This is a genomic window from Microvirga sp. P4_G7 (assembly GCF_056401005.1).
In genome coordinates this window covers 1-1411 of the sequence record NZ_JBFUKD010000831.1, presented here as the reverse complement: position 1 = coordinate 1411, position 1411 = coordinate 1, and the positions used below count along the sequence as shown (strand labels likewise).

The 1411-nt window shown below is 61.5% G+C and carries 2 protein-coding genes and 1 pseudogene; all 3 read right to left on the bottom strand.

Features of this window, described 5'->3' with window-relative positions; all coding sequences use genetic code 11:
- Positions 1–249, bottom strand: a pseudogene (locus AC1DT3_RS21105) (two-component sensor histidine kinase); the annotation flags it as partial.
- Positions 246–965 (bottom strand): response regulator, encoded by a 720-nt coding sequence (locus AC1DT3_RS21100; protein ID WP_477467146.1) that lies wholly within the window; start codon positions 963–965, stop codon positions 246–248. The pseudogene AC1DT3_RS21105 and the gene AC1DT3_RS21100, both read right to left, overlap by 4 nt.
- A 1-nt stretch (position 966) precedes the next feature.
- Positions 967–1411, bottom strand: a 445-nt coding sequence (locus tag AC1DT3_RS21095; RefSeq protein WP_477467145.1) for a MarR family winged helix-turn-helix transcriptional regulator, incomplete at its 5' end; no start/stop codon positions are given.

The following is a 1411-nucleotide window of genomic DNA, read 5'->3' as shown; positions in this document are numbered from 1 at the left end:
GTCCTGGGGGTAGCTCTCATAAATGTCGACGAGGGCTGCGATGTCGGCCGTGACCGCCGCCGAAAGCCGCCTGGTGACGAGCTGCCAGTGCCGCTCCATGAAGACGTAAGCGATCACCGATTGCAGCAGCACCACGGGTGCGATGATGATGATCAGCGAACGCGCATACAGCCCCTTAGGCAAGAGGCTRCCGAGCCAACGCAAGGCGTGATTGAGATAGACGTTTCGGACGAGCGTACGCAGTTTCATCGGTCGAGAACGAGGCGATAGCCGATTCCGCGCACCGTCTGCAGAAAGAGCGGGTTGGCCGGATCTGTCTCTATCTTCCGACGCAGACGATTGATCTGGACGTCGACCGTGCGCTCATTGGCGCCGATGCCGTTGCCGGCGAGCTCTTCGCGCGCGACATTGCCGCCGTCGCGTTCACCGAGAATGTTCAAGATCTCGCGCTCACGTTCGGTGATACGCACGAGTTCGTCGTCGCGTCGCAATTCACCTCGGTCGAAGCGATAGCTGAAGGGCCCGAAGCGAATCTGATCGGGACGATCGCTCGCGTTCGAGGCGACGATTGGCGCGTTGCGTCGGAGGACGTTGCCCAGTCGCAGCAACAATTCGCGCGGTTCGAACGGTTTCGGGAGATAGTCGTCCACGCCGATTTCGAGGCCCTTGACCCGGTCTTCCGTGTCGGCGCGGGCCGTCAGCATGAGGATCGGAATATGAGAATCCTGGCGCAGCGAACGCGCATATTCGAAGCCCGTTTCGCCCGGCATCATGACATCGAGCACTAGAGCGTCGAAGACGAAATTCTCGGCTTTCGCACGTGCCTCGGCGGCGCTCGCCGCCGTCGTCACGCGGTAGCCGTTTTCGCCGAGAAAGCGCGCGAGCAGATCGCGCAGACGGCGATCGTCGTCGACCACGAGGATATGGGAGGCGTGATCCGGAATGTCGACGCGGGGTGTTTCCATGTCAGGTCGCAACGCCAAAAACCAACCGCTCCACATGCGCGCGATCGTCAGCATCGATCAACTGCAGAAGGTAGGCGCTGATCAGGTCCTTGGCGGCCGGCTCGAGGTCTTCCATGGCCCGCATGATACGGCGGGTCTGCAGTTTCGAGAAGGTCAGAGCCAGTTCGCGGCCCGAAGCGGTCGTGTGGAGATGGCGCTGCCGGCGGTCGGAAGTGCCGGTGCTGCTCGTGATGAAGCCCTTTTCGATCAGTTCCTTCAGGACTCGGTTGAGGCTCTGCTTGGTGATGCGAAGGATGTCGAGCAGCTCGGCGATGGTCAGGCCCGGCTGGCGATCGACGAAGTGAAGGACGCGGTGATGAGCCCGGCCGAACCCGTACTCCGCGAGGATCCGATCCGGATCGCTGACGAAGTCGCGATAGGCGAAAAAGAAGAGCTCGATCAAATCG